A 24,833-nucleotide genomic window follows, 5' to 3' on the forward strand; every position below is an offset into this window, starting at 1 on the left:
AGGAGACGGGCCATGTCGGGGGGCGGGTCCGAGGCGGATGCGGCGGAGGTCGAGGCCTTCATCGCCCGCTGGCGCGTATCGGAAGGGGCGGAGCGCGCGGCCTATGCGCAGTTCCTGAGCGAACTCTGCCGGCTGATCGGCGTCGAGGCGCCGCTGCCGCCGACCAGCGATTCCGACGCGGTGACCTATCGCTTCGAGTATCCGGTGCGCTTTCCGGATGGGCAGGGCGGCTCCACCACGGGACGGATCGACCTCTACCGGAAAGGCGCCTTCGTCCTCGAAGCCAAGCAGAGCCGGATGAAGGGGCAGGCGAAAGAGGTGCCGCCGGCGCAGGGCGCCCTGCCCTTCGCGGAGCCCGCCGGCCCGCGCGGCCGGCGCGGCGCCGACCGGGCCTGGGACGTGCTGATGCTGAATGCAAGGCGCCAGGCTGAGGATTACGCCAAGGCGCTCCCGGCCGCGCATGGCTGGCCGCCCTTCCTGATCGTCTGCGATGTCGGGCACTGCTTCGAATTCTACGCCGACTTCACCGGCCAAGGTAAGAACTACGTCCAGTTCCCGGACCGGCAGAGCTACCGCGTCTATCTCGACGATCTACGGGATGAGGCCGTGCGCAAGCGCCTCGCCGCGATCTGGAACGAGCCGCTCGCGCTCGACCCGGCCCGCCATGCCGCCCGCGTCACCCGCGCCATCGCCGAAAGGCTGGCCGCGGTCTCGAAGGCGCTGGAGCGCGCGCATGATCCCGAGGAGGTCGCGCTCTTCCTGATGCGCTGCCTGTTCACGATGTTCGCCGAGGATGTCGGGCTGATCCGCAAGGACGCCTTCAAGGCGCTGTTGCGCGAGTGCCGCGACGACCCCGCCTCCTTCCTGCCGCTGGTCGCTGAGCTCTGGCAGGCGATGGACAAGGGCGAATACTCGACCTCCGTGCGCGAGAGGATGAAGCGCTTCAACGGCAAGCTCTACGAGGATGCGAGGGTGTTCGCGCTCGGGCGCGAGGAGATCGGCGAGTTGCTCGCCGCGGCCGAGCATGACTGGAAGGAGGTCGAGCCCGCGATCTTCGGCGCGCTGCTGGAACAGGCGCTGGACCCGGAGGAGCGCGCGCGGCTCGGCGCCCATTACACGCCGCGCGCCTATGTCGAGCGGCTGGTCGTGGAGACCGTCATCGGCCCGCTGCGGGAGGATTGGCGGGCCGTCCTCGGCGCGGCGCAGCAGGCACGCGACGGCGGCGACGCGCGCAAGGCGCTGGCTCTGGTCGAGGAATTTCACGAGGCGCTTTGCACCACGCGGGTGCTCGATCCGGCCTGCGGGACGGGAAATTTCCTGCACGTCGCGCAGGAGCTGATGAAGAAGCTGGAGGGTGAGGTGCTGGATGCGGCGGGCGAGCTCGGCCGCAACGAGGAACTGTCGGGCTTCGCCGCCCACCATGTCGGGCCGCATCAATTCCTCGGCATGGAAACCAACCGTCGCGCCGTCGCCATCGCCGATCTCGTGCTCTGGATCGGCCATCTGCAATGGCATTTCCGGACCCGTGGCTTCGCACCGCGCGAGCCGATCCTGGAGAAGCTCGACCATATCCACAAGCGCGATGCGGTGCTGTGCTGGGATGGCTGGCCGGTCCCGCAATGGCGCGACGGCGGCGAGGCCTTGCCAAATCCGCGCCGGCCGGAATGGCCGGAGGCCGAGTTCGTCGTCGGCAATCCGCCCTTCATCGGCGGCAAGGATCTGCGGAACCGGCTCGGCAGCGTCTATGCCGAGTCGCTTTGGGTGGCGCATCCGCAGATGAAACGAGAGCGCCGATCTGGTGATGTATTGGTGGGACCGGGCCGCCGAAATCCTGACCCGGCCAGGCACGAGGCTCAGGCGTTTCGGCTTCGTCACCACCAACTCGATCACCCAGCTTTTCCAGCGCCGGACCGTGGAGCGGCACCTCAACGGCAAGCGGTCGCTCTCACTCGTCATGGCGATCGCGGATCATCCCTGGATCAAGGTGGGCAAGGACGCAGCCGCGGTGCGCATCGCGATGACGGTGGCGCAAGCCGGACGGTGCCAGGGCAAGCTGTTCGAGGTCGTGTCGGAGTCCGGACTCGACACCGATCAGCCACAGATCGAACTGAGCGAACGGGAAGGACGGATCAATTCCGATTTGACCATCGGAGTGGACGCCGGCACAGCCGCAGGTCTCCGGGCTAATGCCGCTCTCAGTTCCCGCGGGGTGATGCTGTTCGGGGCCGGTTTTATCGTCAGCGCACAACAGGCGCGCACTTTAGGACTTGGGCGGCGGACGGGATTGGAACATCACATTCGCGCCTATCGAAACGGCCGCGACCTGACCGCTCGCCCTAGAGATGTGATGGTCGTCGACCTTTATGGTCTCAAACCGGACGAGGTCAGGGAGCGCTATCCCGAGGTCTATCAGCACCTGCTCCGAACTGTGAAAGTAGAGCGCGATCGCAACAGAGATGCCGACATCAAAGCGCGCTGGTGGCTATTCGGCCGGACGCGCGATGAAATTCGTCCCGCCCTCGCTCACCTCCAACGCTACATCGCCACGGTGGAGACGGCGAAGCACCGCGTTTTCCAGTTCCTCGACGCGTCGATTCTGCCTGACAACAAACTCATAGCCATTGGCCTTTCAGATGCTTACGCGCTCGGGGTATTATCGTCCTCGATCCACGAAAATTGGTATCTCGCGAGCGCGGGCAAGCTCGGCGTCTACGCCCGCGATGCTGTCTACGTGAAATCCCGCTGCTTCGATCCCTTCCCGTTCCCCGATGCAAGCGATCTTCAGAAGGAAGCCATTCGCCAGCCCGCGGAGGCGCTGGATGGCTTGCGCAAGCAGGTTCTGGCCGATCATCCCGACCTGACGTTGACCAAGCTCTACAATGTGCGCGAGGCGATCCGGGCGGGGCGTACGCTGACCGCCGCCGAAGACGATATTCGCGACCGTGGGCTGGTTCTGATCCTGAACGAATATCACGACGCCATCGATGCGGCGGTGGCAGCTGCCTATGGCTGGCCGGCCGATCTGGCCGAGGAGGAGATTCTGGCGCGGCTTGTCGCCCTGAACCGCCTCAGGACGCAGGAGGAGACACGGGGCACCGTGCGCTGGCTCAGGCCGGACTACCAGCGCCCGCGCTTCGGCGGCGCCGGCAAAGGAGGCGAGCAGATCGAGGCGGATGGGCTGGTCGCGGCGCTTCCGGCCAATGCCGGGCGTCCGGTCTTCCCGACCGACCCGGTGGAGCGGGTGGCGAGCGTGCTGTCCGCGCTGGGCTCCGCCCCGGCCGCGCTCGATGCGGCGGCGATCGCCGGTCGCTTCCGGCAGGGCCGCAAGGTGGAGCGCGCGGTGCGCGATATCCTGGTGTCGCTGACGCGAGTCGGTGAAATCTCCACGACGGATGGCGGCGTGAGCTTCGTGCGCAGGCTGATGGCGACCGGCTGAGGCTTGGGAGCTTGCTGGGTTTTGACGGACCACACGGTCATCCGGGCTTCGCGTCAGCGAAGAGCCCGGAACCTATAAACAAGGAGCGGGCGAGAAGATTCGTCCGATCGGCGCCCTTTTAATGGGCTGTCATGTTCATGAGTTCCGGGCTCGGGCCTGCGGTCCGCCCCGGAATGACGGCGTGGTTCCGCATAGACCAACGTGCTCCAGCGGCATCAGGCGCGCTTCTGCTCCTGGTCGCCGGCCCGCTCCAGTTCGGCCTTCTTGCGCTCGCACCAGTCGCGGCCCTCGTCGCCGCCCCAGAGCAACCAGGCGATCCAGCCGGCCGAAGGGTTGTCCCTGTCGCCGAAGCCCTTGGCCTGACAATCGACCGCGTGACGCGCGAAATAGCTCGCCATGCGCCGGACGGTGTCCTCGCTCAATGTCCGTCGATGGCTGAGGTCGCGGGCCCGCGCGACGCCGATCTGCGTGCCGCCGCGATTGAATTGCTGGCGCAGCCTGAGGCCTTTCGCGGCCGCCTTGGCGACGGCCTCGGGCGGGGTGAGATCGACATGCTTCATTGCAGCCGCTCCAGCTCGGTATGGGATTTGAGCGCGTAGCCGCCATGGGCCTGCGTCACGAGATAGGCGGGTTTCGCCTCGGTCGCATTGCGGCGGACACGCGTGCCCTTGATCGTGCGGCTCACCGGCCGGGTGAAGACCTGCTCGACCCGGCCGCGCGCGCGATGAGCGCCCCAGCGCCATGTGACATCGGTTCCCGGCTTCAAGGCCTCGGTCATGCCCGGACTCTCCTGCTGCGATGCTGAAGCAACGCAGCGGGCGGGCCGAGGTTCAGCCGCGATCGCCGGGCCCGCGCAACCAGCTTTCGATTCCCGCGGCCGCGGCGACGCCCGTGGCGAAGCAGCCCTGCAGCAGATAGCCGCCGGTCGGCGCCTCCCAGTCGAGCATCTCGCCGGCGACGAAGATTCCGGGCAGGCGCTTCAGCATGAAACCGGCATCGACCGCGTCGCGCGCGACACCGCCGGCCGTCGAGATGGCGCGGGCGATCGGCATGGCTGCGCCGAGACGCAGCGGCAACGCCTTGATCAGCACAGCCAGGCGCTCCGGCTCATCATGAAGCGCGGTTCCAGCGACCTCACGCAACAGGCCGACCGCAACCGGCGAGAGGCCCGCGGCCTTGCGCAGATGGTTGCTCAGCGTCTCGCCCTTGCGGCGCTTCGCGAGGCGGGTGGCGAGGGCTTCCGCCGTGAGGTCGGGGCGCAGATCGACCTCGATCTCCGCCGCGCCGTCGCGCAGGACCGCCTCGCGGATCGGGCCCGAGAGCGCGTAGATTACGCCGCCCTCGATGCCCTCGGCATCGATCATGGCCTCGCCGGCCGCCTGCTCACCCGCGAAACGGACGACGACGCGCTTCAGCGGCTGGCCGGCGAAGCGCTCCTTCATCAGTTGCGACCAGGCGACCGCGAAACCGCCATTGGCGGGCTTCAGCGGGGAAACGGCGACATCGCGCTCCGCCAATAGCGGCACCCAGCCGCCATCGGAGCCGAGCCGCGGCCAGCTCGCGCCACCGAGCGCGAGCAGCGTCGCGTCGGGGCGGATGGCTTCGGTTTCACCACTCGCCAGGCGGAAGGTCAGCGCGCCCGCTGCATCCCAGCCCGTCCAGCTCCTGCCCGCCGCGAGACGCACGCCCAACCCATCGAGCCGGTCGAGCCAGGCGCGCAGCAGCGGAGAGGTTTTCATGGCGCGCGGGAAGACCCGGCCGCTGGAGCCGACGAAGGTGTCGGCGCCGAGTTCGTCGGCCCAGTCGCGCAGGGCCTGCGGCGGGAAGGCGTGCAGGGCCGGTTCGAGCCAGCCGCTGGCTTCGCGATAGCGCCGGAGAAAGGCGTCGAGCGGCTCGGAATGGGTCAGGTTCAGGCCGCCGCGCCCGGCCAGCAGGAACTTGCGGGCAGGCGAGGTCATGCGCTCGTGGATCGTGACGCGGTGCCCGGCCGCGGCCAGCCGCTCGGCGGCGATCAGGCCGGCCGGGCCGGCGCCGATGATGTCGATATCGGGCATGCGTCAAACCTTCATCAATCATCCCGGGTGACGAGAGGGAGACCCGGGATCCACGCCTGAACCTTCGGAAGAAGCGATCTGGCATGGATCCCGGATCGGTGCGGCTGAAGCCGCTTGTCCGGGATGACGGCGTTGTTTCTGTAAGGCATGGCTTTAGACTGGCGCACCCGCCGCGCAAAGCCCCGAACGCCCATGCCCGCCATCGCCGCCTATATCGGCGCCGCGCTCTGCGAGCCGGATCGCGGGGACCTGACCGGCGGGATCGTCTGCCTCACCGGAGCCGCGATCATCCTCGCGGCGCCGAGGTGACCCGGCGCCGGCTTACCCGGCTCTCAAAGCTCCACCGTCATTCCGGGGCATTGCGCAGCAATGAGCCCGGAACCCATGAACACCATAGGTGCCGGAGCGGAACGACGGCTGCCGCGCCTTGCTTCTTTTCCGAGACGTCGTGTTCATGGGTTCCGGGCTCGGCCCTGTGGGCCGCCCCGGAATGACGACACCGTTGTGGAGCGCGCGCTCTACCCCCCCGAATGGGGCGACGGAATGAGCACGGTCGGCGTCTCGCGATTGCGGGCCGCTTCCTTGGTCTCACGCAGGCGGCTCTCGCGCAGCTCGTGGGCGCTCTCGAGGATCGGATAGGCGATCGAGACGACGTGGCCGTGGATGCGCTTGAGGTCGCGGATGATGTCGAGATGGATCGCGCTGGTCTCGATCGATTCCGGCCGGCCGGAGCGCAGGCGCTGGAAATGGCTGTCGGCGGCGTGGCGCTCGGCCTCGCGCATCGCCGCCTTGTCGGCGAAGAGCTGGCGGGCGAGCACGAGGTCGCGGGTGGCGAAGACGTTGAGGGCGAGCGCCAGCGCCGAGGCGACGCGCTGATGGAACTGGCGGATCTCGCCGAGCCCCTCCGGCGAGAAGGTGTAGCGCTTGCGGATCTTCTTCTCGGCGAGCTCGCGCAGATTCTTGTCGATGATGTCGCCGATATGCTCGAGATTGGTGATCAGCGTGATGATCTCGAACAGGCGGCGGCTCTCCTCCTCGGTCAGCTCGTTGCGAGAGACCTTGACCAGATAGAGCTTGATCGATTCGTGGATGGTATCGACGCCGTCATCGGCCTGGGCGATGGCACGGGAGAGCTTGAGCTCGTCCTTCTCCAGCAGGGTCATGGTGTCGCGCAGCATGACCTCGACGCGGTCGCCGAGACGTAGCGCCTCGCGCATGGCGCCGGCCAGAGCCTCTGTCGGGCTGTCGAGCGCGTTGGGGTCGAGATAGCGCGGCGCCACGGCCTCGGCCTTATCGTTCTTGCCGGGCATGAAGCGCTCGACCAGCGATGAGATCGGCTTGACGAAAGGCAGGAAGACGAGCGCACCCACAAAGTTCAGCGCGACGTGGAACTCGATCGCGAGGCGCGCATCGGCAGAGGGCAGGCTGAGCAGCCAGGCCGAGAGCGGGCCGACGAAGGGCAGCACGGCGATCGCCAGCACGAGCCGGGTCAGCAGGTTGCCGACGGCGGCGCGGCGCTGGGCGGCGGGCGCGCCAAGCTGGTCGAGCACCGGGATCAGCGCATTGCCGAGATTGGCGCCGATGACCAGCGTCAGAGCCGTCGCCGGCGGGAACAGGCCTGAGGAAGCGAAGGTCGCGACCAGCAGGATGATCGCGATGCTGGAATGCACCATCCAGGTCGCGGCGATGGCGACGAGCACGGCGAGCAGCGGCTCACTGCCGAGGGCGCCGAGCACGACGCGGAAGGTCGGCGACTGGGCGAGCGGGGCGGCGGCCGTATTCAGTTCGATCAGCGAGAGCAGGATCAGGCCGATGCCGACGAGGACGCGGCCGATATTGCGCGGGCGCTCCATCGCCTCGCTCGACAGATACATCGCGACGCCGATGGCGATGCACAGGCCCCAGAGCCAGCCGAGATCCATCGAGATGACGAAGGCGGCGAGCGCCGTGCCGAGATTGGCACCGAGCAGGACCGCGAGCGCCATGGCCGAGCCGATCAAGGCCTGACCGGCGAAGGAGGAGACCAGCAGAGTCGTCGCCGTGGAACTCTGCAGCACCATGGTGACGACGATGCCGCTGCCGAAAGCGGCGAAACGATTGCGGGTGAAACTCTGCAGCGCATGCCTGAGCTGGGAGCCGAAGGCGCGCATCGCGCCCGTTCGGACCAGCCTGACCGCCCAGATCAGCAGCGCGACGCCGCCGGCGAGGTGGAGCAGGATGTTGGTAGCGCTTTCGCCCGTGGCCATTTCAGTGCGGTCTTTCCCCGTTTTGGGTGATCATGTGTCAGCAGAATCTATCATTTTTTGATTAGCCAACTCAACAGAAATAACGCCTGAAAGTGCCGAGAATGCGGCAGAACGCCCATTCGGATGGCATACGAACGTTGATTTTTATCGATCTTCGCCCGGCTCAGTTGGGCGGAATCAGCGTCACGCCCGATTTCGCAAAGGAAACCGCGACCGGCGCGCCCTGCTCCAGCAGATCGCGGGCGCCGTATTGCACCACGAAGAGCTCGCCGACCTCGGTTTCGACCATGATGTCGAGATGGTTGCCGAGATAGGCGCATTTGCGGATCGTGCCGGGCAGCGAGCCAGCCAGACCGGCCTCGCCGAGCAGCAGGGATTCAGGCCGGATCGCGACCTTGGCCGGGCCCGGTCCCAGTCCGCGCGCCGGCAGCGAGACGGTGGTCGAGCCGATGCCGACATCGGCGCGGCCATCGGCCACGGCCTTCACGGTGACATCCACCAGATTGGCGTCGCCAATGAAGTCGGCGACGAAGGCGTTGGAGGGCTGCTCGTAGAGGTCCCGCGGCGCGCCCTCCTGCGCGATCCGCGAATTCGACATCACGATGATGCGGTCGGAGACGGCCAGCGCTTCCTCCTGGTCATGGGTGACGTAGGCCACGGTCAGGTTGAGATCCTGCTGCAATTCGCGGATTTCCTCGCGGACGCGGCGGCGCAGCTTGGCGTCGAGGTTGGAGAGCGGCTCGTCGAAGAGCAGCACCTGCGGTTCCAGCACGAGGGCGCGCGCCACGGCGACGCGCTGCTGCTGGCCGCCGGAGAGCTCGGAGGGGTAGCGACTCTCGAAGCCCTTGAGGCCGACCAGCGCCAGCTTCTCCAGCGCCATCTGCTTCGCCTGCTCCTTGCCGAGCCCTTTCACTGTGGGGCCGTAGGCCGCGTTCTCCAGCACGCTCATATGCGGGAAGAGCGCATAGGACTGGAAGACCATGGAGACGTCGCGGTCGGCAGCGGACAGCTTGGTCACGTCATTGCCGCCGATCAGAATCTGGCCCTCACTGGCGATCTCGAGGCCGGCGATCATGCGCAAAGTCGTGGTCTTGCCGCAGCCGGAGGGCCCGAGCAGCGTGACGAGCTTGCCGGCTTCGATGGTGAAATTGACGTTGTCGACCGCCGTCACCGCGCCGTAGCGCATGGAGACGTTACGGAACTCGACAGAAGCGGGACCGGCCTTCGTCAACTTGTTGCTCCCTGGGTGATTGGGTCGGAGACCGAGCTGGATAGTGCCACGACCTTGCGGCGGCCGAGCTTGCGCTCGCCGACGCCGAACTGGATGAGGCCGATGCCGAGCGCCATGAAGACGATCAGCACAGAGGAATAGGCGATGGCGAGGCCGAACTCGCCGGCCTCCACACGGCCGACGATATAGGCGGTCGACAGGTTGTACTCGGCCGAGACCAGGAAGATCACGGCGCTGACCGCCGTCATCGAGCGCACGAAGGAATAGACCAGCGCCGAGACCAGCGCGGGCTTCAAGAGCGGCAGCACGACGCGCCAGAGCGTGGTGAAGCTGCGGGCGCGCAGCGTCGTCGAGGCCTCGTCCAGGCTCTTGTCGATCTGCGACAGGCCGGCGATGCCGGAGCGCACGCCGACCGGCATGTTGCGGAAGACGAAGGCGATGATGAGGATCAGCCCCGTGCCGGTGATCTCGACCGGCGGCACGTTGAAGGCGAGGATATAGGCGACGCCGAGCACCGTGCCGGGAATGGCGAAGGAGAGCATCGTCGCGAATTCCAGCCCGCCGCGGCCGCGGAAGCGCTGGCGGGTCAGCAGATAGGCGGTCAGCAGGCCGATGATCGCCGTCAGCGGCGCCGAGATCGCCGCGACCTTGATGGTGGTGAAGAAGGACGGCCAGGCCGAGCCCTGGAAATAGATGCCGTTGCTGAAGTCGATGGCGAACCCGGTCGTGTAATGCTGCAGGGTCGGCGTGAAATCCCGGCCCATGTTGCGGACGAAGCCGCCGACCAGGATGACGACGTAGATCACCAGCGTCAGCGCGACCCAGGGCACGATCACGGCCGCCGACAGCCAGGTGATGCGGCGCGGCAGCGGCGTCGGCAGGCCGGCATCGCCCTTGCCGGTCACGGTCGTATAGGATTTGCCGCCGAGCCAGCGCTGCTGCACCCAGAAGGCGCCGAGCGTGAAGGCGAGCAGCACGATGGCGAGCACCGCCGCCTGCCCCTGATTGTAGGAAGCGCCGACCACCGCGAAGAAGATCTTGGTGGAGAGCACCTCGAAATTGCCGCCGAGCACCAGCGGATTGCCGAAATCGGCCATGCTCTCGACGAAACCGAGCAGGAAGGCGTTGGCGATGCCGGGCTTGAGCAGCGGCCATGTCACGGTGCGGAAGGTCTGCCAGCGCTTGGCGCCGAGCGTCTGCGAGGCTTCCTCCAGGCTTGGGCTGATGCCCTGCACCACGCCGATCAGCACGAGGAAGGCGATCGGCGCGAAGGCGAGCACCTGGGCCAGCAGCACGCCCGGCAGGCCGTAGAGCCAGCGCGAGCGTGGGATGGCGAACCATTCGTAGAGCAGCGTCGAGATCGCGCCAGCGCGGCCGAAGAGCAGGATCAGCGCCAGGCCGATGACGAAGGGCGGCGTGATGATCGGCAGCACCGTCAGCGCGCGCATGATGCGCTTGCCCGGCATGCCGGTGCGCAGGATGAGAAGCGCGCAGGCAAGGCCAAGCAGGGTGGTGATGACGCCGCAGAGCACGGCGAGGACCAGCGTGTTCCAGGCGACGCCGCAATTGGTGTTGCTGGTGACGCAGCCCAGCCCCCAGATCGAGGAATCGAGGAAGCGCGCGATGAAGGCCGAGGGCGCGAAGGCGCCACTCTGGTCGACCAGGGCGCTCTTCAGGATGATCGCCACCGGGAAGAAGATGAAGATGCCGATCAGCAGGACGACGAGGCCGATCGTCGAGACGGTGAAGAGGTCGCCCCGGCAGACGCCGCGATAGGCGAGGCCGTGGCAGAGCAGGAAGAGCAGCGACAGCAGCGTCACGAAGGCGCCGCCGCCGATGCCGCGCTGGGCGGCGCCGGCCCCGCCGAGCAGCGCCGCGAGCCATGGAATGCCCTGGTCCTGCAGGACGATGGAGAAGGCCTGGGCGAAGAACAGGACCATGCCGAGCAGGCCCGCCCAGACCAGCACGCGGGCCGTGCGCTGCCGGTCATGGCTACCGACGAAGGCCGTCGCCGCTGCCAGCGCAATGCCGACCGGCAGGAGCCAGGGCGTCTGGCCCGAAAGAGCCAGCGCCAGCGCGCTGCCGGCCTTGCCGAACGGGTACTCGCCGAGCCAGCCCCAGCTCGTCAGGCTCATGCCCTCGACGAGATACCAGGGCATCAGCGCATAGCCGAGCCAGCCGATCAGCAGCACGAGTCGCGTCGCTGGCGCCATGGTTGCCCTGTCCCCTCACCTTGATTGCAGTCTGGCCAGTTGTTCTGGCCTAGTGACTGCGGAGCTTGTTCTGCATGGAACCGTCGCCGTCATCCCGGGCTCGGCCCGGGATCCATCGGAGGGCCGAAAGCTCTACGATGGATCCCGGATCTTCGCTTCGCTACGTCCGGGATGACGGCGTGGTTCAGGATGAAAGCCGTGCAGGCCTTCGCCTTACTTCGGCAGCGCCTTCACTTCCTTGTCCCACTTGGCGAGCAGGCGGTTGCGCTCGGCCGAGGAGCCGTATTTCACGAAGTCGTAGTTGATCAGCTTCATCTGATCCATCTTCGGCGACTGCGCCGGCACCGGCGAAGCCTTGTTCGACGGCACCTGATAGGACTTGGCCGGGGCGGCCAGCGCCTGGGCGGCCGGGGTCAGGGCCCAGTCGTAGAACTTCTTGGCGTTGTCGAGATTGCGCGCGCCCTTGACGATCGACATCGAGCCGATCTCGTAGCCCGTGCCCTCGCAGGGCGCGACCGGCTTGATCGGGTCGCCCTGCACGGCGAAGACCACCGCGTCATGGATGAAGACGATGCCGACGGCGGTCTCGCCGAGGCTCGCCGCCTTGGCCGGAGCGGCGCCCGACTTGGTGTACTGGCTGATGTTCTTGTGCAGGGCCTTGAGATACTCGAAGCCCTTCTCCTCGCCCATCAGCTGCACGACGGTGGCGAGCAGGTTGTAGGCGGTGCCGGACGAGTTGGGATCGGCGACCTGGACGTCGTCCTTGAGCTTGGCGTTGAGCAGGTCGGCCCAGCATTTCGGCTCGGGGATGCCCTTGGCCTTGATCTGCTCGGTGTTGAAGCCGAAGCCGAGCGCGCCGGCATAGATGCCGATGGAACGCTGCTTGGCGGCCTTCCACTGGTCTAGCGCCCAGCTGTTCAGCTCAGCGTTCTTGGGCGATTCATATTCGAGGGTCAGCCCCTCCTCCGCCGCCTGCAGATGCGGATCGCCGGTGCCGCCCCACCAGATGTCGCCGCGCGGATTGGAGGATTCGGCCTTGAGCTGGGCGTAGATCTCGCCCGCCGATTTGCGGGTCATCGCGACCTTGATGCCGGTGTCCTTCTCGAAGGCCGTCGACATGGCGCGGCACCATTCCTCCTGGACGCCGCAATACATGACGAGCGACCCTTGAGCGCGGGCCGGCGTGGCGGCGAAGGCCGCGGTGGCGAGCGCGGCGAAGAGCCCCGCCTTGAGCCAGGATTTCGACTGCATGGTAACCTCCCTGATCGGATCTCTTGTTTTTGTGGCTTGAGACGAAGCTGAGACGACTTCTCCGAAAGATCAATCAAATATCGTGCTGGCTAAACGATTCCGGTGATCTCCTTCAGCACCGGTGCCAGCTCCGGCGTGCAGCACAGGATCGGATTGCCCTTGGCGATCCCTTCGCCGGCGAAAAAATCATTGATGTGAGCGCCGGCCTCGCTGGCGATGACGATGCCCGCCGCGACGTCCCAGGCGTTGATGTGAAGTTCGGCATAGGCGTCGCTGCAACCGCCGGCGACATGGCAAAGGCCGAGGGTGCCGGAGCCGCCGCGCTTCATCGCCGCGCCCGCCGCATAGCCGCGCTCGATCACCTTCAGGTAGTTCTGCGCGGGAATGCGGGTCGACCAGCCGAGCTCGACGGAGGAGCGGGCGATGTCGGCCGCCCCTGAAACCTTGATCGGATCGCCATTCAGCGTGGCGCCGACACCGCGCCGCGCGGCATAGACCTCGCCGAGCGCCGGCGCCGCCACAACCCCGATCTCCGGCTGCCGCTGCGCGAGGAAGCCGATGGAGATGCACCAGTTGCGGTCGCCATGGGCGAAATTGGCTGTTCCGTCGATCGGATCGAGAATCCAGACGGCGTCGGAGGCCTCGCCGCCGCCTTCCTCGCCGATGACGGAATCGTTCGGGAACAGCGTGGAAAGCCGCTGGCGCAGGAAGTCCTCGACCTTGCCGTCGGCCACGGTCAGCCAGTCCTGTGCGCCCTTCATGGTGACGCCGAGCGACTCGCGCTTGTTGAAATAGCCCAGGGCCAGATGGCTCGCCTCGGCGGCGAGGCCGAGCGCCGCATAATAGCGCAGATCGCGTTCCGCCGGGCTCATCGCACCACCAGCCATCACTTGGCTCCCAGATCGACGCGGACCGGCTTGCCGGTCTGTGCCGATTCCGTCGCGGCATCGGCGAGGATCTGGGCCTTCAGCCCGTCGAGGCCGGTCGGCGACGCCATAGCCTTCCCGTTGCAGGCGGCGATGAAGGCGTCGAGCTCGGCGCGATAGGCGGCCGCATAGCGCTCGAGGAAGAAGTTCTGCACGGGATCGGCGCGGAAGCCCTGCCCCGTCGCGATCTCGACGGTCGTCTCGTGGATGTTGCCGGCACGCAGCATGCCCTTGGAGCCGTGGACCTCGATGCGCTGGTCATAGCCATAGGTCGCGCGGCGGGAATTCGAGATCTGGGCGATGCGGCCCGACGCCGTCTTCATGACGACGGCGGCGGTATCGACGTCGCCGGCCTCGCCGATCGCCTTGTCGACGAGGGCGGAGCCGAGCGCGAAGACCTCGACCGGCTCCTCTGCCAGAAGGAAGCGCGCCATGTCGAAATCATGGATCATCATGTCGCGGAAGAGCCCGCCCGAGCGCTTGACGTAGCCAACCGGCGGCGGCGAGGGATCGCGCGAGATCACGGTGACGATCTCGATCTCGCCGGCCTCGCCTGCCCGCAACCGCTTCTCCAGCGCGGCGAAATTCGGATCGAAGCGGCGGTTGAAGCCGATCATCAGCGGCTTGCCGGATTTGCCGACGATCTCCAGGCAACGGCGGATGCGGGCGGCGTCGAGATCGACCGGCTTCTCGCAGAACACGGCCTTGCCGGCGGAGACTGCCTGCTCGATCAAATCGGCATGGGTGTCGGTCGGGGTGCAGATCAGCACCGCGTCGATGGCGGTGTCAGCGAGGATCGCCTCGGTGCTCGCGGCCTTCGCGCCGGTGGCGGCGGCGAGCGAGGCGGCGGCCTCCGGCATCGCGTCGGTGACGGCGACCAACTCGGCATCGCCGCGCGCGGCGACGTTCAGCCCGTGGATGCGCCCGATGCGGCCGGCGCCCAGCAATCCGATCTTCATGGTCGTCTTCAGTCCCGTGGTCATGTCCGGCGGCCGTCCTGCCGCGATTGAGCTCGGCGCGCTAGTCGTGCGCGCCGAGAATGTTCTGGTCGAAATCGATGTTCGCGCCGGTCATCAGCCCCGACTCGGCGGCAGCGAGATAGGCGACCGCCTTGGCGACCTCGCGCGGATCGATCAGCCGGCCGAAAGGCTGGGAGGCGGCGGCCTCGTCGAGCCAGCCATCCCTGGCGTCGTGGCGCAGCTTCATGATGGCGTCCTCACCCGGGGTCGCCATCCAGCCGATGTTCAGGCCGTTGACGCGGATGCGATGCTTGATGAGGCCGTAGGCGACGTTCTTGGTCAGCACCGCCAGCGCGCCCTTCGAGACGCTGTAGGCGGAGAGGAAAGGCTGGCCGCCATGGGCCGACATCGACTGGATGTTGACGATGGCGCCAGCGATGCCCTGTCGCTGCATCAGCTCGGCCGCGCCCTGGATCAGGAAGAAGGGCGCGCGCAGGTTCACGGCCATGATGCGCTCGTAGAGCTCCGGCGAGGTGTCGAAGATCGTGCCGCGATCGGTGTCTCCGGCGGCGTTGACGAGAATGTCGAGGCGGCCGAAGGCCTTCTCCGCCGCCGGGACGATCTGCCTGACGGCGTCGAGATCGGCGAGATCGACCTGATGGAAACGAGCGTCGCAGCCCCCGGTGCGCAGGCTCTCCGCCACCGCCTCGCCGCGCGCCGCATTGCGCCCGGTCAGCAGCACGGCCTGCAGGCCGCGTGTAGCGAATTCGCGCGCGATCGCCTCGCCAAGCCCCTGGCTGGCACCAGTGACGACGGCGACCTTGCCGTGGAGATCACGGCTGAACACGCTGGCTTGCGGCAAGGAAGCTGCCTCCCGGAAAACGGCAGGAATTTTTTAGGCTTCCCGCTTATTGGAATAAATATTCCATTCTCGGCACGAACAAGTCAAGGCGCTCCAGCCGGCCGCGTTGACAAAAGCCGCCGGGGGCGGTGTTTGATCCGGCATGGTCCAGCCGACCAATGAGCCAGGACAGCCCGGACGATCATGAGGACAGCGAGACCGAAGCGCCTTTCCCGGCCGCAACGTCGCTCACCGGCGGCAGCTTTCCGGCGCCCGGCCGGCCGAGGTTGACCGCAGCGCGTCGCGCGCAGCCGGCTCCTCGCTTCATGTCTTCATCTCTATCGTGAAAGGGCCGCCCCGGCGGGCGGCGCCAGCCATGCTCGATCTCAGCTCGACCCTGACCCTCTCCTGCCCGAACCGCCCCGGCATCGTCGCCGCCGTCTCCACCCTGCTGTTCGAGGCCGGCTGCAACATCCTCGACGCACAGCAATTCGACGACACCGAGTCCGACCGGTTCTTCATGCGCGTCGTCTTCAACCGGCTTGACGGCAGCCAGCCGCACGCGGCCATCGCGGAATCGCTCGCGGCGCTCGGCCGGCGCTTCGGCATGGAGCTCAGCCTGCACGAGGCCAGCCGCCGCAAGCGCGTCATGCTTCTGGTCTCGAAATTCGACCATTGCCTGGCCGACCTGATCTATCGCTGGCGGATCGGCGAATTGCCGATGGAGATCACCGGCATCGTCTCGAATCACGCGCGCGAGCATTTCGCCTCGACCGATCTGGGCGAGCTGCCCTTCCACCACCTGCCGGTCACCCGCCAGACCAAGATGGAGCAGGAGGCCGAGATCTGGCGGCGGATCCAGGACAGCCGGACCGATCTCGTGGTGCTCGCGCGCTACATGCAGGTCCTGTCCGACGGGCTTTCGGCCAAGCTCGCCGGGCGCTGCATCAATATTCACCATTCCTTCCTGCCCGGCTTCAAAGGCGCCAAGCCCTATCACCAGGCGCATGAGCGCGGCGTGAAGCTGATCGGCGCCACCGCCCATTACGTGACCTCGGATCTCGACGAAGGCCCGATCATTGAGCAGGACGTCGAGCGCATCTCGCACCGGGACACGCCTGACGATCTCGTCCGCAGGGGGCGCGACATCGAGCGGCGCGTGCTGGCGCGCGCCGTCCGCCATCACCTCGAGGACCGCATCATTCTCAACGGAAAGAAAACTGTCGTCTTTACGGATTGACCCGCATAAAATTGCAGCAAGATGCAGGCGCAAGGCACATTCATGCATACGCTCCCGCTTCCAGCCATCCGAGACCGTCACAGGGACATACCAGTCCCGCGCTGCACAGTTGACGCTTTCGTTGGCACATGCCTTGCTGAGGCCATCAACGAAAACACGGCGCGAAAGCGCCGGGGGATAATTTATTGTTTAAAGGTGGAGGCAATCCGATGAAAGAGCAGGAAATCCGCGGCCTCGTCGCGGATGTGAAGGAAGGCACGCTTTCGCGACGCTCCTTCATGCAAAAGATGGCGGCGGTGGGTATCGCCGCGCCGATCGCAAGCCAGATCCTCGTCTGGAACGATGTCGCGATGGCGAACGCCACGCTCGAATACAAGCCGACCAAGGCCGGTGGCGGCGGGCCGCTGAAGATCCTGCTCTGGCAGGCCGCGACCCTGCTCAACCCGCATTTCGCCTCCGGCACCAAGGACCAGATCGCCTCGCGCATCTTCTACGAGCCGCTCGCCGGCTGGGACAAGGAAGGCAACCTCATCCCCTGCCTCGCCGCCGAGGTGCCCACGAAGGCCAATGGCGGGCTCTCGGCCGACGGCACGGTCGTGACCTGGAAGCTGAAGCCCGGCGTGAAGTGGCATGACGGCAAGCCCTTCACCGCCGACGACGTGGTCTTCACCTGGGAATACGCCAAGGATCCGGCGACGGCCGCCTACACCACCGGCTCCTATACCAACATCAAGGTCGAGAAGGTCGACGACCTCACCGTCAAGGTCATCTTCCAGCAGCCGACGCCGTTCTGGGCCGACCCCTTCGTCGGCACCGTCGGCCAGATCCTGCCCAAGCACCGGTTCGGCGACTATGTCGGCGCCAAGTCGCGCGAGGCGCCGGACAACCTGAAGCCGATCGGCACCGGCCCCTACAAGTTCGTCGAGTTCAAGCCCGGCGACGTCCTGACCGGCGAGCGTTTCGTCGACTATCACATCAAGAACCAGCCCGCCTTCGACACGCTCGAGGTCAAGGGCGGCGGCGACGCAGTCTCGGCGGCGCGCGCCGTGCTGCAGACCGGCGAATATGACTATGCCTGGAACCTGCAGGTCGAGGACGAGGTCCTCAAGCGCATGGAGACCGGCGGTCGCGGCAAGATCAGCGCGGTCGCCTCGGGCGACATCGAGTTCATCATCCTGAACCCGACCGATCCGTGGACGGAAGTCGACGGCGAGCGCTCGAGCATCAAGACCAAGCACCCGACGCTGTCGGATCCGAAGGTGCGTGAGGCGATCAACCTCCTGATCGATCGCGACTCGATCCAGAAGTTCATCTATGGCCGCGGCGGCATCGCGACGGCGAGCTTCGTCAACGAGCCCAAGCAGTTCAAGTCGCAGAAGCTGAAATACGAGTTCAGCGTCGACAAGGCCAACAAGATCCTCGACGACGCCGGCTGGAAGAAGGGTGCCGACGGCATCCGCGAGAAGGACGGCAAGAAGCTCAAATACGTCTACCAGACCTCGATCAACGCCCCGCGCCAGAAGACCCAGGCCATCATCAAGCAGGCCTGCCAGCGCGCCGGCATCGATCTCGAGCTCAAGTCGGTCACGGCCTCGGTGTTCTTCTCGTCGGACGTCGCCAATCCCGACACCTACACCAAGCTCTATGTCGACATGGAGATGTACACGACGACCCAGCCCCAGCCCGATCCGGAGCGCTTCCTCAACCAGTTCGTCTCCTGGGAGGTCGCGACCAAGGAGAACAAGTGGCTCGGCCGCAACGTCTCGCGCTACACCGATCCGGCTGCCGACGAGGCCTACAAGGCCGCTCAGAAGGAGCTCGACCCGGCCAAGCGCGCCGCGCTGCTGATCAAGGTCAACGAGATCTTCTGCGAGGCCAACATCATCCTGCCGCTGCTGTCCCGCACCCGCGTGGCCGCATCGCTGAACAACCTTTCCCACGACCATTCCGGCTGGGACGTCGATACCTGGAACCTCGCGGCCTGGTATCGCAGCTAAGAGCCAGGCGGCCCCTCGCGGAGAGATTCGTCTCCGCGAGGGGCCGCTTTTGTACCCGGCCCATCCTTTCGGCTGCGGCAAGCCGCAAGGATGGGCCGGTTGCAATCGGCGTTCAGTCCGCGGCGGTGCCGCGCACGCAAAGAGAAGAAACTATATGGCGACCTATCTCATACGGCGGCTGTTGATCGCCATTCCAAGTCTTCTCGGAATCAGCGTGATCCTGTTCACGGTGCTTGCATTGGCGCCGGGCGATCCGTTCTCCGAAATGGCGACCAATCCCAACGTGCCGCCCGAGGTGCGCGAAGCCATCCGCGCCAGCTTCGGCCTGAACGACCCGATCATGGTGCGCTATCTGCGCTGGCTCGGCGCCATGGCCCAGGGCGACTGGGGCTTCTCCTTCGCCAGCCGCATCAATGTCGACAAGCTCATCCTGCAGCGCGTGCCGACGACGCTGTTCGTGGTCGGCTCCTCGCAGATCCTGGCGCTGTGCATCGCCCTGCCGGTCGGCATCTACGCGGCGACGCGGCCCTATTCGATCTTCGATCAGATCGCCAACACGCTGGCATTCGTCGGCTTCTCGCTGCCGACCTTCTTCACCGGCCTGCTCTTCATCCTGATCTTCTCGGTCTCGCTGGACTGGTTCCCCTTCGTCTATCGTTCCGACGTCGCCGCGACCGGCTGGCGCTGGTACTGGGAGATGTTCCGCCAGGCGATCATGCCGATCATGGTGCTCGGCCTGTTCCAGGCGGCCTCCTATACGCGCTATGTCCGCTCGGCCGTGCTCGACGTCATCCGGCTCGACTATGTCACCACCGCGCGCGCCAAGGGCCTCAGCGAGCGCAAGGTCACGCTGCGGCACATCACGCGCAACGCGCTGATCCCGGTGGTGACGCTGGTCGCGCTGCAGATGCCCGCCGTGTTCGGCGGCGCCATCGTGACCGAGCAGATCTTCCGAATCCCCGGCATCGGCTCGCTTCTGATCGACGCGATCCTCGCCAACGACACACCTGTGATCATGGCGGTGACCTTCGTCTTCGCTTGCCTGGTGGTCATGTTCAATCTCATTGCGGATGTCCTTTATGGCTGGCTCGACCCTCGCATCTCCTTCAGCTGATCCGATCGTGACGGCCGCAGCCGCCACCGTCGCGGTCTCGCCGGGGCGCGAGACGTGGCGCCGGTTCCGCCGGCACAAGCTCGCCATGGCCAGCGCCGTCGTGCTCGCCTTCCTGATCCTCAGCGTCGTCGTCGGCCCGTGGTTCTGGCCGGTCGCGATCAACGACATCGACTTCTCGGCGCAGTTGCAGGGGCCGTCCTGGGCGCACCCGCTCGGCACCGACGACCTCGGCCAGGATATTCTGGCGCGCATGATGTATGGCGGACGCATCTCGCTCGCCGTAGGCCTTGCCGCGATGATCGTCGCGACGACCGTCGGCGTCATCATCGGCGCCTTCGCCGGCATGTCGCGCAAGGTCGCCGACCCTGTGCTGATGTGGGTGACGGACCTGTTCCTGTCGCTGCCGCAGCTGCCGCTGCTGCTGCTGATCATCTATCTGTTCCGCGAGCAGCTGAAGGCCTTGTTCGGGGTGGAGGGCGGCGTCTTCGTGCTGATCGTCGTCGTCATCGGCGGGTTGCGCTGGATGCCGGTGGCCCGGCTGGTGCGCGCGCAATTCCTCTCGCTGCGCGAGAAGGAGTTCGTCGAGGCCGCCCGCGCCCAGGGCGCGACCAAGCTGCGCCAGATGACCCGCCACATCCTGCCGAACGCGCTCGGCCCGGTGATCGTCGCCTCCACCATCGAGGTGTCCTCGGCCATCATCGCGGAATCGACGCTCTCCTTCCTTGGCCTCGGCTTCCCGCCTGATATCCCGACCTGGGGTCGCCTGCTGTTCGACGCCAAGGACCATCTCGACTCCGCGCCGCACTGGGCACTGTTCCCCGGCGCTGCAATCTTCCTCACCGTGTTGTCGATCAACTTCATCGGCGACGGCCTGCGCGATGCGCTCGACCCGCGCCGCGTGATCTGATCCAGAGAAGGACCTGAGATGACCTCCCCGATCCTGTCCGTTTCGAACCTCACGACCTCCTTCCGAGTGGAAGGCCATTGGAAATCGGTCGTCCGCAACATCTCCTTCGACATCAAGCCGAAGGAAACGCTGGCGGTCGTCGGTGAATCCGGCTCCGGCAAGAGCGTGACCGCGCTCTCGATCATGCGGCTGACCCCGCCCGGCTCGAGCAAGATCGAAGGCTCGATCAAGCTCAACGGCAAGGAGCTGCTGACGCTGCCGGATTCCGACATGCGGCACATCCGCGGCAACGAGATCGCGATGATCTTCCAGGAGCCGATGACCTCGCTGAACCCGGTGCTGACCATCGGCTTCCAGATCGCCGAAGCGCTGATCCTGCATCGCGGCCTGTCGCGCTCCGAGGCCGAGGCCGAGACCATCCGCCTGCTGGAGAAGGTCCGCATTCCCGCCGCGAAGTCGCGCTTCCACGAGTACCCGCACCGCTTCTCGGGCGGCATGCGCCAGCGCGTGATGATCGCGATGGCGCTGGCCTGCAAGCCGAAGCTGCTGATCGCCGACGAGCCGACAACCGCCCTCGACGTGACGATCCAGGCGCAGATCCTCGAACTGATCAAGACGCTGCAGGACGAGGAGGGCATGTCCGTCCTCTTCATCACCCACGACATGGGCGTCGTCGCCGAGATCGCCGACCGCACGGTCGTCATGTACAACGGTGACGAGATCGAGACCGGCAACACCGAGGACATCTTCGCCAGGCCGCAGAAGCCCTACACCAAGTCGCTGCTCTCGGCCGTGCCGAAGCTCGGCTCGATGGAAGGCCGCCGCCGGCCGATGCGCTTCCCGGTCGTCGACCGCGCCACCGGCGATTCCGACGTGCCGACCGAAGTGCCCGATACCGTCCAGGCGGCCGAGCGCCCGGTGCTCGAAGTCTCCGGCCTGACCACCCGCTTCGAAATTCGCGGCGGCCTGCTGAGCTCCGTCAGGGGCCGGGTGCATGCTGTCGAGAACGTCTCCTTCAGCCTCAAGGCCGGCGAAACGCTGGCGCTGGTCGGCGAATCCGGCTGCGGCAAGTCCACCACCGGCCGCTCGGTGATGCGCCTGATCGAGCCGCTGGCGGGCTCCGTGCTGCTCGACGGCGTCGACGTGCTCAAGCTCAACCAGCATGACCTGCGCGAACAGCGCAAGCGCATGCAGATGATCTTCCAGGACCCGTTCGCGTCGCTCAACCCGCGCATGAACATCGGCACCGCCGTCGCCGAGCCGCTGCTGATCAACAATCTCGCCACCCGTTCGGAAGCCCGCGACAAGGTCGCCGACCTGCTCAAGCGCGTCGGCCTGCTGCCGGAAATGGCGAACCGCTTCCCGCACGAGTTCTCGGGCGGCCAGCGCCAGCGCATCTGCATCGCGCGGGCCCTCGCGGTCGAGCCGCGGCTGATCGTGGCGGACGAGGCCGTCTCGGCGCTCGACGTCTCGGTCAAGGCGCAGGTGGTGAACCTGATGCTCGACCTGCAGGCCCGCATGGGGCTGGGCTATCTCTTCATCTCGCACGACATGGCGGTGGTGGAGCGCGTCAGCCATCGCGTGGCGGTGATGTATCTCGGCGAGATCGTCGAGATCGGCCCGCGCGAGGCGATCTTCCAGAACCCGCAGCACCCCTACACCAAGCGGCTGCTGGCGGCGGTGCCGATCGCCGATCCGACCCGGCGCTCCGAGAAGCGCCCCGTCACCAACGACGAGATCAAGAGCCCGGTGCGGGCGCCCGATTACGTCGTTCCGGTGCGCCAGTATCGCGAGGTCTCGCCGGGACACGCCGTGATGATCTGGGGCGAGGAATGGGAGAAGAAGGAGCCGGCCGCCGTCGCGGCCTGAGGCCTTCGAAGCGTAAAACGATCAGCCCGCGGCGCGAGCCGCGGGTTTTTTGTTGGGCTGCAGGGAATGCTCTATTTGGGTGGATAGCCGAACTTCGCGACCGGCGCCGCAAACGACCTGATCGCGCCACAACCGGACATTGGGAAATCGCCCAAATCCGGACACTCCTCGTTACGCCAGTGCTAGTTGTGATCCCAAGCGGACGTGAAAGTTCTGTTCTGCGGCACTCGGCAAGCATCGGCTAAAAGTCCGATATGCGGTCAACCTTCTTGGTCAGCTTTCCAGCGACTCGATACGTTGTCCGGAGGGTTGGATTGGCGCCGGCGAGAGAACGCAATCAGAGGCATGCCAGATGGTCCACGGAACCGAGGGGGAGCCGTCGCCTTGGCGTGCGTGACGTAGCGTTCGGCAAGCCTGGCGTTCGGCTCCTTGTAGCTTGCGAAGCGCTGCGTCGGCGCGAGGAAGCGCTTGCACACGTTGCCCACCTGGCTCTCACCCGCGCCATCCTCAGCCTCGCCGGGCCACAGCAAAGCGGCGCAGCGTAGACCCCGGGAAACGGTCCCCTATTGGACGCCGATCACCGGGATTGGCGGAGCTCATCGCACCCCGATTTCCTCCCGTGGGCCGACCCTGCCGCCCCAAGCCTCAAAGCCGTGGCCGGAGGACGACGACGCTTACAAACCCGCGGGCCAATGGCTGTAAACCCGCCATTAACCTTGATCGGTCATTTCGTCGGACCAGTAGTGGCTTCGCGTGGCTGTACCTGCTGCGGTGCGAGGGTGGCAAACCATGCGGCTGATCGTCGGCACAATCATCGTCTTCGTCTGCGTCTTCGGCAGCTACGCGGCGATGGGTGGCCACCTTGAGGTCCTTTGGCAGCCGTTCGAGTTCGTCATCATCCTCGGTGCAGCGATCGGTGCCTTCGTCATCGGCAACCCCGCGCCGGTGCTCAAGGCCGTGCCCGCCATGCTCGGCACGCTCATGAAGGGCCCCAAGTACAAGCAGGAATGCTATGTCGAACTGCTGGGGATGCAGTATTCATTGTACAAATTTGTGAAGCAGAAGGGCATGCTCGCGGTCGAGGAGCACATCGATAATCCGAGCGAGTCCACGCTGTTCAACGCCTTCCCGACTTTTGCAGCGAACCATCATGCGGTCGAGTTCGTCTGCGACTACATGCGGATGTTGACGATGGGCGCCAACAACGTCCACGAGATGGACGCTCTCATGGACGAGGAACTGGAGACGCACCACCAGGAGCAGGAGCGTGTCGTTGCGGCCATGCAGTCGCTCGCCGACGGAACACCGGCGCTCGGCATCGTCGCCGCCGTGCTCGGCGTGATCAAGACGATGGGGGCGATCACCGAGCCGCCGGAGGTGCTGGGACATCTGATCGGCGGCGCGCTCGTCGGCACCTTCTTCGGCGTCTTCGTCGCCTACGGCTTCTTCGGGCCCATGGCGCAGTCGCTCAAGGGCATCTACGAGGCGGAATCCAAATACTACCTTTCACTCAAGGCGGGTCTCCTCGCCCATATCAGCGGCCAGCCGCCGGTGATGGCGGTAGAATTTGCCCGCAAGGCTCTGATGAGCGACGTCCGCCCGACCTTCAGTGAAGTGGAAGCGGCAACCGCCGATCTGCCTGCCTAGATCTGACCCAATCTCCAATAGGGACTCGATGACCAAGCCCACCCAGCCGATCATCATCAAGAAGGTCAAGAAGGCCGCTCATGCGCACCATGGCGGGGCCTGGAAGATCGCCTATGCGGACTTCGTGACCGCCATGATGGCGTTCTTTCTGCTGATGTGGCTGATCAGCATGACGACGCAGGAGCAGAAGATCGGCTTGGCGGAATACTTCGCGCCGGCGGCTCCGAGTCCTACAACCAGTGGCGCTGGCGGCGTCCTGATGGGCACCGTCCTAGACAAGTCAGGCAACAAGCCGTCGGCGCCCCGCGACGCGGCGAGGGGCACTACCGGGCAAGACGACAAAGCGCGCCCAACAAACTCGGGCCGCGCCAGCGACCGCGAGGTCAGCCGCCCGGCCGCCGGCGTGCAGGCCAACTACAGCGCCATAGCCAGCCTCCGGCAGGCGCTCCAGAAGATGCCCGAAATTGCCGAGCTGTCGCGCAACATCGTGATCGAGCCGACCAAGGAGGGGTTGAACGTTTCCCTCGTGGACGAGTACGGCCGCACCATGTTCCCCGAGGGCTCGGTCCAGCCCTACGAGCGCACTCGTCTCGTGCTGGAGGCGCTCGCGCCCACCCTGCGCCGGCTGCCCAACCAACTGTCTGTCGCCGGCCATACGGCCGCCGCGCGCCCGGGCTCGGTGCAGGCCGTCGATTCCTGGAGCCTCACCGCCGGGCGAGCGCTCGCCGTGCGCGAGATACTGTCGGGCGCCGGGCTCCCCAGCAACCGCTTCGTTTCCGTGGTGGGACGAGCGGACACCGAGCCGCTCTTCGTCGACAATCCCTACACCCCGCCGAACCGACGGGTGACGATCACGCTGCTCAATGCGGAGCCGCCGCTACCCCCGGGCGTCATTCCCTGAC

The 24,833-nt window shown here is 66.3% G+C and carries 19 protein-coding genes; 9 read left to right on the forward strand and 10 right to left on the reverse strand.

What is annotated here, in order from left to right:
• The first annotated feature begins 12 nt into the window (after positions 1–12).
• A complete protein-coding gene (locus tag AC2FAN_RS06805; protein WP_485173176.1) occupies positions 13–2,187 on the forward strand; it encodes a type IIL restriction-modification enzyme MmeI in 2,175 nt (724 codons plus the stop codon).
• Positions 2,188–2,347: 160 nt separating this feature from the next.
• Complete coding sequence (locus AC2FAN_RS06810) at positions 2,348–3,436, forward strand: hypothetical protein (RefSeq protein WP_485173177.1); 1,089 nt, start codon at positions 2,348–2,350, stop codon at positions 3,434–3,436.
• Positions 3,437–3,651: 215 nt separating this feature from the next.
• On the opposite strand, the gene AC2FAN_RS06815 is transcribed toward AC2FAN_RS06810, so the two are convergent.
• The 10 genes from AC2FAN_RS06815 to AC2FAN_RS06860 form a co-directional block, all read right to left on the reverse strand.
• Positions 3,652–3,996: a hypothetical protein gene (locus AC2FAN_RS06815; RefSeq protein WP_265051620.1), complete on the reverse strand. Its 345-nt coding sequence runs from the start codon at positions 3,994–3,996 to the stop codon at positions 3,652–3,654.
• Positions 3,993–4,214: a hypervirulence associated TUDOR domain-containing protein gene (locus AC2FAN_RS06820; RefSeq protein WP_265051619.1), complete on the reverse strand. Its 222-nt coding sequence runs from the start codon at positions 4,212–4,214 to the stop codon at positions 3,993–3,995. Before AC2FAN_RS06820 ends, AC2FAN_RS06815 begins: the two co-directional genes overlap by 4 nt.
• 52 nt (positions 4,215–4,266) lie before the next feature.
• Positions 4,267–5,490, reverse strand: a complete 1,224-nt coding sequence (locus tag AC2FAN_RS06825) for a TIGR03862 family flavoprotein (RefSeq protein WP_485173178.1) — start codon at positions 5,488–5,490, stop codon at positions 4,267–4,269.
• A 518-nt stretch (positions 5,491–6,008) separates the two neighbouring features.
• Positions 6,009–7,736 carry a Na/Pi cotransporter family protein gene (locus AC2FAN_RS06830; protein ID WP_265051617.1) on the reverse strand — a complete coding sequence of 576 codons (1,728 nt, stop codon included), beginning with the start codon at positions 7,734–7,736 and terminating at the stop codon, positions 6,009–6,011.
• A gap of 163 nt (positions 7,737–7,899) precedes the next feature.
• Positions 7,900–8,967 carry an ABC transporter ATP-binding protein gene (locus AC2FAN_RS06835; RefSeq protein ID WP_485173179.1) on the reverse strand — a complete coding sequence of 356 codons (1,068 nt, stop codon included), beginning with the start codon at positions 8,965–8,967 and terminating at the stop codon, positions 7,900–7,902.
• Entirely contained in the window at positions 8,964–11,180 is a 2,217-nt protein-coding gene (locus AC2FAN_RS06840; protein ID WP_485173180.1) for an ABC transporter permease, read from the reverse strand. Before AC2FAN_RS06840 ends, AC2FAN_RS06835 begins: the two co-directional genes overlap by 4 nt.
• Before the next feature lie 213 nt (positions 11,181–11,393).
• On the reverse strand, positions 11,394–12,431 hold the full coding sequence (locus tag AC2FAN_RS06845; protein ID WP_442864882.1) for an ABC transporter substrate-binding protein: 1,038 nt from the start codon (positions 12,429–12,431) through the stop codon (positions 11,394–11,396).
• An 89-nt stretch (positions 12,432–12,520) separates the two neighbouring features.
• Positions 12,521–13,318, reverse strand: coding sequence for an inositol monophosphatase family protein (locus AC2FAN_RS06850; protein ID WP_485173181.1), 798 nt, complete (start codon positions 13,316–13,318; stop codon positions 12,521–12,523).
• Positions 13,318–14,340 (reverse strand): inositol 2-dehydrogenase, encoded by a 1,023-nt coding sequence (iolG, locus tag AC2FAN_RS06855; RefSeq protein ID WP_485173182.1) that lies wholly within the window; start codon positions 14,338–14,340, stop codon positions 13,318–13,320. The genes AC2FAN_RS06850 and iolG overlap by 1 nt, the downstream gene beginning before the upstream one ends.
• A 37-nt stretch (positions 14,341–14,377) precedes the next feature.
• Positions 14,378–15,178 (reverse strand): SDR family oxidoreductase, encoded by an 801-nt coding sequence (locus tag AC2FAN_RS06860; protein WP_485173183.1) that lies wholly within the window; start codon positions 15,176–15,178, stop codon positions 14,378–14,380.
• A 355-nt stretch (positions 15,179–15,533) separates the two neighbouring features.
• Here AC2FAN_RS06860 and purU point away from each other — a divergent pair, with 355 nt between their 5' ends.
• From purU to AC2FAN_RS06895, 7 genes are all read left to right on the forward strand, one after another.
• Positions 15,534–16,397, forward strand: a complete 864-nt coding sequence (gene purU / locus AC2FAN_RS06865; protein WP_265051611.1) for a formyltetrahydrofolate deformylase — start codon at positions 15,534–15,536, stop codon at positions 16,395–16,397.
• 209 nt (positions 16,398–16,606) lie between these two features.
• The gene (locus AC2FAN_RS06870; protein ID WP_265051610.1) at positions 16,607–18,394 is read left to right on the forward strand and encodes a peptide ABC transporter substrate-binding protein; all 1,788 of its coding nucleotides are present in this window, start codon (positions 16,607–16,609) and stop codon (positions 18,392–18,394) included.
• Between the two features lie 154 nt (positions 18,395–18,548).
• Positions 18,549–19,508, forward strand: coding sequence for an ABC transporter permease (locus AC2FAN_RS06875; RefSeq protein WP_265051609.1), 960 nt, complete (start codon positions 18,549–18,551; stop codon positions 19,506–19,508).
• Positions 19,474–20,415, forward strand: a complete 942-nt coding sequence (locus AC2FAN_RS06880) for an ABC transporter permease (RefSeq protein ID WP_265051608.1) — start codon at positions 19,474–19,476, stop codon at positions 20,413–20,415. The genes AC2FAN_RS06875 and AC2FAN_RS06880 overlap by 35 nt, the downstream gene beginning before the upstream one ends.
• 18 nt (positions 20,416–20,433) lie before the next feature.
• Complete coding sequence (locus AC2FAN_RS06885; protein ID WP_485173184.1) at positions 20,434–22,284, forward strand: ABC transporter ATP-binding protein; 1,851 nt, start codon at positions 20,434–20,436, stop codon at positions 22,282–22,284.
• Between the two features lie 789 nt (positions 22,285–23,073).
• The gene (motA, locus tag AC2FAN_RS06890) at positions 23,074–23,931 is read left to right on the forward strand and encodes a flagellar motor stator protein MotA (protein WP_265051604.1); all 858 of its coding nucleotides are present in this window, start codon (positions 23,074–23,076) and stop codon (positions 23,929–23,931) included.
• A gap of 28 nt (positions 23,932–23,959) precedes the next feature.
• Positions 23,960–24,832, forward strand: coding sequence for a flagellar motor protein MotB (locus AC2FAN_RS06895; protein WP_485173185.1), 873 nt, complete (start codon positions 23,960–23,962; stop codon positions 24,830–24,832).
• Position 24,833: the final 1 nt, after the last annotated feature.

It is taken from the genome of Allobosea sp. RIT-PG3_2 (assembly GCF_057321085.1).

Excerpts from the sequence above, each read along its gene's own strand:
- AC2FAN_RS06805 (WP_485173176.1), top strand. The coding sequence starts at position 13 with ATGTCGGGGGGCGGGTCCGAGGCGGATGCGGCGGAGGTCGAGGCCTTC.
- AC2FAN_RS06810 (WP_485173177.1), top strand. The coding sequence starts at position 2,348 with ATGGTCGTCGACCTTTATGGTCTCAAACCGGACGAGGTCAGGGAGCGC.
- AC2FAN_RS06815 (WP_265051620.1), bottom strand. The coding sequence starts at position 3,996 with ATGAAGCATGTCGATCTCACCCCGCCCGAGGCCGTCGCCAAGGCGGCC.
- AC2FAN_RS06820 (WP_265051619.1), bottom strand. The coding sequence starts at position 4,214 with ATGACCGAGGCCTTGAAGCCGGGAACCGATGTCACATGGCGCTGGGGC.
- AC2FAN_RS06825 (WP_485173178.1), bottom strand. The coding sequence starts at position 5,490 with ATGCCCGATATCGACATCATCGGCGCCGGCCCGGCCGGCCTGATCGCC.
- AC2FAN_RS06830 (WP_265051617.1), bottom strand. The coding sequence starts at position 7,736 with ATGGCCACGGGCGAAAGCGCTACCAACATCCTGCTCCACCTCGCCGGC.
- AC2FAN_RS06840 (WP_485173180.1), bottom strand. The coding sequence starts at position 11,180 with ATGGCGCCAGCGACGCGACTCGTGCTGCTGATCGGCTGGCTCGGCTAT.
- AC2FAN_RS06845 (WP_442864882.1), bottom strand. The coding sequence starts at position 12,431 with ATGCAGTCGAAATCCTGGCTCAAGGCGGGGCTCTTCGCCGCGCTCGCC.
- AC2FAN_RS06850 (WP_485173181.1), bottom strand. The coding sequence starts at position 13,318 with ATGGCTGGTGGTGCGATGAGCCCGGCGGAACGCGATCTGCGCTATTAT.
- iolG (WP_485173182.1), bottom strand. The coding sequence starts at position 14,340 with ATGACCACGGGACTGAAGACGACCATGAAGATCGGATTGCTGGGCGCC.
- purU (WP_265051611.1), top strand. The coding sequence starts at position 15,534 with ATGCTCGATCTCAGCTCGACCCTGACCCTCTCCTGCCCGAACCGCCCC.
- AC2FAN_RS06870 (WP_265051610.1), top strand. The coding sequence starts at position 16,607 with ATGAAAGAGCAGGAAATCCGCGGCCTCGTCGCGGATGTGAAGGAAGGC.
- AC2FAN_RS06875 (WP_265051609.1), top strand. The coding sequence starts at position 18,549 with ATGGCGACCTATCTCATACGGCGGCTGTTGATCGCCATTCCAAGTCTT.
- AC2FAN_RS06880 (WP_265051608.1), top strand. The coding sequence starts at position 19,474 with ATGGCTGGCTCGACCCTCGCATCTCCTTCAGCTGATCCGATCGTGACG.
- AC2FAN_RS06885 (WP_485173184.1), top strand. The coding sequence starts at position 20,434 with ATGACCTCCCCGATCCTGTCCGTTTCGAACCTCACGACCTCCTTCCGA.
- motA (WP_265051604.1), top strand. The coding sequence starts at position 23,074 with ATGCGGCTGATCGTCGGCACAATCATCGTCTTCGTCTGCGTCTTCGGC.
- AC2FAN_RS06895 (WP_485173185.1), top strand. The coding sequence starts at position 23,960 with ATGACCAAGCCCACCCAGCCGATCATCATCAAGAAGGTCAAGAAGGCC.